The sequence below is a fragment of the Acidisphaera sp. S103 genome, assembly GCF_009765975.1.
Taxonomy (GTDB): Bacteria; Pseudomonadota; Alphaproteobacteria; order Acetobacterales; family Acetobacteraceae; genus Rhodopila.
This window is the reverse complement of the sequence record NZ_LMUJ01000064.1, coordinates 1-4,514: the sequence shown is the minus strand read 5'-3', so window position 1 is coordinate 4,514 and position 4,514 is coordinate 1. Positions and strand designations below refer to the sequence as shown.

Here is a 4,514-nt window from a genome sequence, read left to right as displayed (position 1 = left end):
GGCGGCGGTGGCCTGCGGCCAGTCTTGACCGCCACTCCGCTCGGCGCGAGGTAATCGTGCAGGCCGGGGCGGAGAAACGGCGCTTCAACCGAACCAAGAAACGTCGGTAGGGTTGGCGGGCTTCGGGCGGCGGTTGGATTTTAGACTTGGAGAGTAACGGTCTGGCCTGGTTGGGCTGATGCGCTGCGATCGCTGATCCAGCGATATATCTGGTCGGGCCACGAAGTCGTGATTCGGCGCGTCTTCGTAGCCCTCCGTGGTCCTCCGATCTTCTCCGTGATAAAAATGAGGAAAGAGCGGACGAACGCGCGGGTTCCGCCTTCCCCGCGTCCGCGTAGCCGCAGGACAGCCAAGGGGACTGACAGCATGGCAAAGAGCGCGACGACCAAGAGCGAATCCCCCTCCGACCTGATCGACGCCAGGATCAAGGAACTGGGTGACTGGCGAGGCGCCGCCCTTGCCAATGTCCGCGCGCTCATCAAACAGGCCGTCCCCGACGTGGTCGAGGAATGGAAGTGGCGCGGCGTTCCGGTGTGGTACCACGACGGCATGATCTGCACCGGGGAGACGTACAAGGCCGCCGTGAAGCTGACATTCGCCAAGGGCGCCGCGTTGAACGATCCCTCCGGCCTGTTCAATGCCAGCCTCGAAGGCAACACCAGGCGCGCCATCGACATCCACGAAAATGACGCGCTCGATGCCGACGCCTTCAAGGCACTGATACGTGCCGCCGTCGCGCTGAACGGCACAAAGGGCCAGTAGCGGAAACCGCCGCTACTTCCGTCCCCGCCCCAGCCAAACCACCTCCACATCCGACCGCGGCTGTGCTCGGCACGCCAGTATCTTGCCCTCGGCACGCTGGGCCTCGGACAACGCGTTGTCGCTGTAGGGCAACATCGAAACCGCCCCCACCCGCAGTTCGGAGATACAGGCCGCGCAGTTTCCCGTCGCGCAGCCATACGGATAATCCACCCCAGCCCCGACAGCGGCATGCAGGATCCGTTGGTCCGCCGCACAGGCGATCGTCGCCCCGGTGTTGGCGATGGTGACCTGGAACGCCATCACGCGGCCTCCGCCCGGCGCGTGGGCATCGCCCGCACCGAGGTGAACGCCGGATGAAACCACACCACCGACGGAAAACGAGCCAACGCGTAGCCATACAAGGCCAAACCGATCGCCGGGACGTCGCCAAGCACCTCGGTCGCATGGATCGCGTGATCGCTCATGGCCATCCCCTGGCCAGGCGCCACGGTGACCGAACCGACCTCCTCCACGGTCGCATAGCCCTCACGACTCGCGTCATCGGTACGGCGGTAGAATTTATGGATTTCCCGGCCGGAAATCGCCGCGTTCACGCACCAGATGCCATGGTCGTGCGGCGCGGCTTCCTTCCCCGGCAATCCGATGGTCAGGTACAGCCCCATGCCGTCGCCGTCCTCCAGCGCCAGCACGTGATTGCGCCCCTGGGCCGCCGGCATGGCGAACGCACCGCGCGGGAACAGCGCCTCGCCCCGGTTTGCCAGCCCGACCAGCAGATCCTTGATTTTCCCCAGTGCCGCGTCACCGGTGCCCTCGGTGTCGACGATGGCCCTGGCGCGCCGAAGCAGTGTCTCGCACGCCTGTGTCCGCCGCTTGCTCATCGCCGGTTCCCTCCTGTTTGAGCCTATCATTGCGTAATCCTACCGCCCGGCGCTACTCCCATCCGCATGAGTAAACGGTCGCAACAGATCGACACCGTCTTCCGCCAGGGCCAGCAGCTTCACCGGATCGGCCGGCTGGCGGAGGCCGAACAGATCTACCGCCAGGTGATCGCGGCGATGCCCAGGCACGCCGATGCGCTGCACGCCCTGGGCGCCCTGGCGCTTCAGGCCGGACGCCCGGCGGTCGCCGAGACGCTGCTGGACCAGGCGATCGGCCTGAAACCGGCCGCCGACTTCCAGGTCACGCGCGCCCACACACTGCTCGCCCTGAACCGCCCACTGGATGCCGCCGCCGCCATACGGCCGGTGCTGCGTGCCCGTCCGCACAGCGCCGAGGCCCATCAGGTGCTGGGTCATGCCCTCAGCGACGCCGACCAACCCGGCAACGCCATCGATGCCTACCAGGCGGCCCTGCGGCTGAAGCCGGCGCTCCCCGACGTCCTCAACAACCTCGGCATGGCCCTGCGCCAGGCGAACCGGCTGGAAGAAGCCGAACAAACACTGCGCCAGGCACCCCCGGAACCCGAATCCCTGGTGAACCTGTCCAGCGTGCAGAAGGAACGCGGTGCCTTCGCCGATGCCGAGGCCACCTTGCACCAGGCCCTGCGCCTCGCCCCCGACAGCCCCGTGCTGCGCTACAACTGGTCGCTGCTGATGCATCTACTGGGGCGCACCCCGGAAGCCTGGGACGGGTGGGAACAACGCTTCCGTGCCGGCGCCATCCCACCGCGCGCCTTCAGCCAACCACAGTGGCAAGGTGACCCACTCGGTCACCGCCGCCTGCTGGTCCACACCGAACAGGGCCTCGGTGACGTCATCCAGTTCGTGCGCTACCTGCCGTCGATCGAGGGCAACATCCTGTTCGAGGCCCCGCCGCGCTTGATCCGCCTGCTGTCCAGCAACCCGGCTCTGCCGCCGATGATCCCCGACGGCGCGCCCCCCCCAACCATCGACACCGTGGTCTCCCTGCTCAGCCTGCCCGCCCGCACCCACTTGCCAGCCGCCCAGCCGCCATATCTGTTCGCCGAACCGGATCGCGTCGCCCATTGGCGCGGCCGTATCGGCGCCGGCGGCCTCCGTATCGGGATCAACTGGCAGGGCTTCCCAGGCCGCTTTGAGGACAAGGGCCGGTCGTTCCCACTGGCCCTGTTCGAACCGCTGGCCGCTGTCCCCAACGTCCGCCTGATCAGCCTGCAAAAGGGCGAAGCGGAGGCACAGATCGTGGCGGCCGGCTTTCCGGTCGAAACCCTGGACGGTCTGGACAGCGGGCCGGATGCGTTCCTCGACACCGCCGCCGTCATGGCCAGCCTGGACCTGATCGTCACCTCCGACACGTCGATCGCCCATCTCGCCGGTGCGCTTGGCCGTCCGGTGTGGGTGGCTTTGCGGTTCGTTCCGGACTGGCGCTGGATGCTCGACCGCGCCGACAGCCCCTGGTACCCGACCATGCGGCTGTTCCGGCAAAGCCGGCACGGCGATTGGGCACCCGTGTTCGCCGCGATGGCGCAGGCGCTGCCGCGATGACCAGTCCGTTGGTTCCGGTCTCCTGGGGCGAACTGCTCGACAAGATCGTCATCCTCGAAATCAAATGTCTCCGCCTGCGCACCCCGTCCGCTCGGGATAACGCCGCTCGCGAACTGGACCTGCTGCGGCGACCCGCCTCCGTCGCCACCGGCGTGCCGGAACTGATGGCGGCATTGCGGGCGGTCAACACCAAGCTGTGGCGGATCGAGGACCTGATCCGCGAAAAAGAAGCCGCCGGCGATTTCGGCCCCGGCTTCGTCGCTCTGGCGCGCGCGGTCTACCACGAAAACGATGAGCGCGGCCGCATCAAGCAAGCCCTCAACCGCCGCCTGGGATCGGCCCTGGTGGAGGAAAAGCAGTATTCGGCGTATTAATCCCGCCATGACCGACTCGATCGCCGAAAACCTCCGCCGCGTCCAGGACCGCATCGCCAACGCCGCCATCGCCGCCGGCCGAGCGCCCGGGGACATCACCCTGGTCGCCGTGTCGAAGACCAAGCCGGCTGAAGCGGTCACTGCCGCCCTCGCCGCCGGCCAGATGGTTTACGGCGAGAACCGCGTGCAGGAAGCCGCCGGCAAGTTTCCGCCGTTGCGCGCACAGTATCCGCTCAGCCTGCACATCATCGGCGGTTTGCAGACCAACAAGGCGCGCGACGCCGTGCGCATCGCCGACGTGATCGAGTCCCTCGACCGCCCGAAACTGGCCGACGCGATCGAAACCGCGATCGCCCGCGAAAACCGCACCCCGAAACTGCTGATCGAAGTAAACACCGGTTCGGAGCCGCAGAAATCAGGCATCGCCCGCGACGACGCGGATGGTTTCATCAACGAATGCAAAGCCCGCTTCGGTGCAACGCTGACCGGCCTGATGTGCGTCCCGCCGCACGGCGAAGACCCCCGCCCGCACTTCACCTGGCTGGCCGACCGAGCCGCGCGCCACGGATTGCCAACGGTATCGATGGGCATGTCCGCCGATTTCGAGATCGCCATCGCCTGCGGCGCAACCTGGGTGCGGGTAGGCAGCGCAATCTTCGGCACGCGGTGATCATCAGAAGACTATCTCCGACCGCCGCCTCCATGACCCTGGGAGACCAACACTAACCAACGTTGTTGTTCAGCAATCGGCCGCCGCGCAACCGTTCCATCGACATCGTTGCGCACCCGTCCATCGGCATCGTTGCGCACCCGTCATGGCGGGCGAAGGCCTCTACAACCGGGCACCTTGGTAACACTTCAGACCGGGCACATGGGTAACAGGTTTCCTGATTTGTTTGCACCAATTGTCGCGCAT

The 4,514-nt window shown here is 66.6% G+C and carries 6 protein-coding genes; 4 read left to right on the top strand and 2 right to left on the bottom strand.

Going from position 1 to position 4,514, the window contains the following annotated elements; genetic code table 11:
• Nucleotides 1–366 precede the first annotated feature (366 nt).
• Nucleotides 367–762, top strand: coding sequence for a DUF1801 domain-containing protein (locus tag GSQ89_RS22310; RefSeq protein WP_158929374.1), 396 nt, complete (start codon nucleotides 367–369; stop codon nucleotides 760–762).
• A 12-nt stretch (nucleotides 763–774) separates the two neighbouring features.
• On the opposite strand, the gene GSQ89_RS22305 is transcribed toward GSQ89_RS22310, so the two are convergent.
• Together GSQ89_RS22305 and GSQ89_RS22300 are read right to left on the bottom strand one after the other, a co-directional pair.
• Nucleotides 775–1,062, bottom strand: coding sequence for a 2Fe-2S iron-sulfur cluster-binding protein (locus tag GSQ89_RS22305; RefSeq protein WP_158929372.1), 288 nt, complete (start codon nucleotides 1,060–1,062; stop codon nucleotides 775–777).
• On the bottom strand, nucleotides 1,062–1,640 hold the full coding sequence (locus tag GSQ89_RS22300) for a hypothetical protein (protein WP_158929370.1): 579 nt from the start codon (nucleotides 1,638–1,640) through the stop codon (nucleotides 1,062–1,064). The genes GSQ89_RS22305 and GSQ89_RS22300 overlap by 1 nt, the downstream gene beginning before the upstream one ends.
• 66 nt (nucleotides 1,641–1,706) lie before the next feature.
• Here GSQ89_RS22300 and GSQ89_RS22295 point away from each other — a divergent pair, with 66 nt between their 5' ends.
• The 3 genes from GSQ89_RS22295 to GSQ89_RS22285 are packed head-to-tail and all read left to right on the top strand — an operon-like array spanning nucleotide 1,707 to nucleotide 4,268.
• Nucleotides 1,707–3,224 carry a tetratricopeptide repeat protein gene (locus tag GSQ89_RS22295; protein ID WP_158929368.1) on the top strand — a complete coding sequence of 506 codons (1,518 nt, stop codon included), beginning with the start codon at nucleotides 1,707–1,709 and terminating at the stop codon, nucleotides 3,222–3,224.
• Nucleotides 3,221–3,598, top strand: a complete 378-nt coding sequence (locus GSQ89_RS22290; RefSeq protein WP_158929365.1) for a DUF6165 family protein — start codon at nucleotides 3,221–3,223, stop codon at nucleotides 3,596–3,598. Before GSQ89_RS22295 ends, GSQ89_RS22290 begins: the two co-directional genes overlap by 4 nt.
• Before the next feature lie 7 nt (nucleotides 3,599–3,605).
• Entirely contained in the window at nucleotides 3,606–4,268 is a 663-nt protein-coding gene (locus GSQ89_RS22285; RefSeq protein WP_158929363.1) for a YggS family pyridoxal phosphate-dependent enzyme, read from the top strand.
• Nucleotides 4,269–4,514 lie beyond the last annotated feature (246 nt).

Bases quoted from the DNA above. Each gene is read 5' to 3' on its own strand.
- GSQ89_RS22295 (WP_158929368.1), top strand. From the start codon at position 1,707: ATGAGTAAACGGTCGCAACAGATCGACACCGTCTTCCGCCAGGGCCAG.
- GSQ89_RS22290 (WP_158929365.1), top strand. From the start codon at position 3,221: ATGACCAGTCCGTTGGTTCCGGTCTCCTGGGGCGAACTGCTCGACAAG.
- GSQ89_RS22310 (WP_158929374.1), top strand. From the start codon at position 367: ATGGCAAAGAGCGCGACGACCAAGAGCGAATCCCCCTCCGACCTGATC.
- GSQ89_RS22285 (WP_158929363.1), top strand. From the start codon at position 3,606: ATGACCGACTCGATCGCCGAAAACCTCCGCCGCGTCCAGGACCGCATC.
- GSQ89_RS22305 (WP_158929372.1), bottom strand. From the start codon at position 1,062: ATGGCGTTCCAGGTCACCATCGCCAACACCGGGGCGACGATCGCCTGT.
- GSQ89_RS22300 (WP_158929370.1), bottom strand. From the start codon at position 1,640: ATGAGCAAGCGGCGGACACAGGCGTGCGAGACACTGCTTCGGCGCGCC.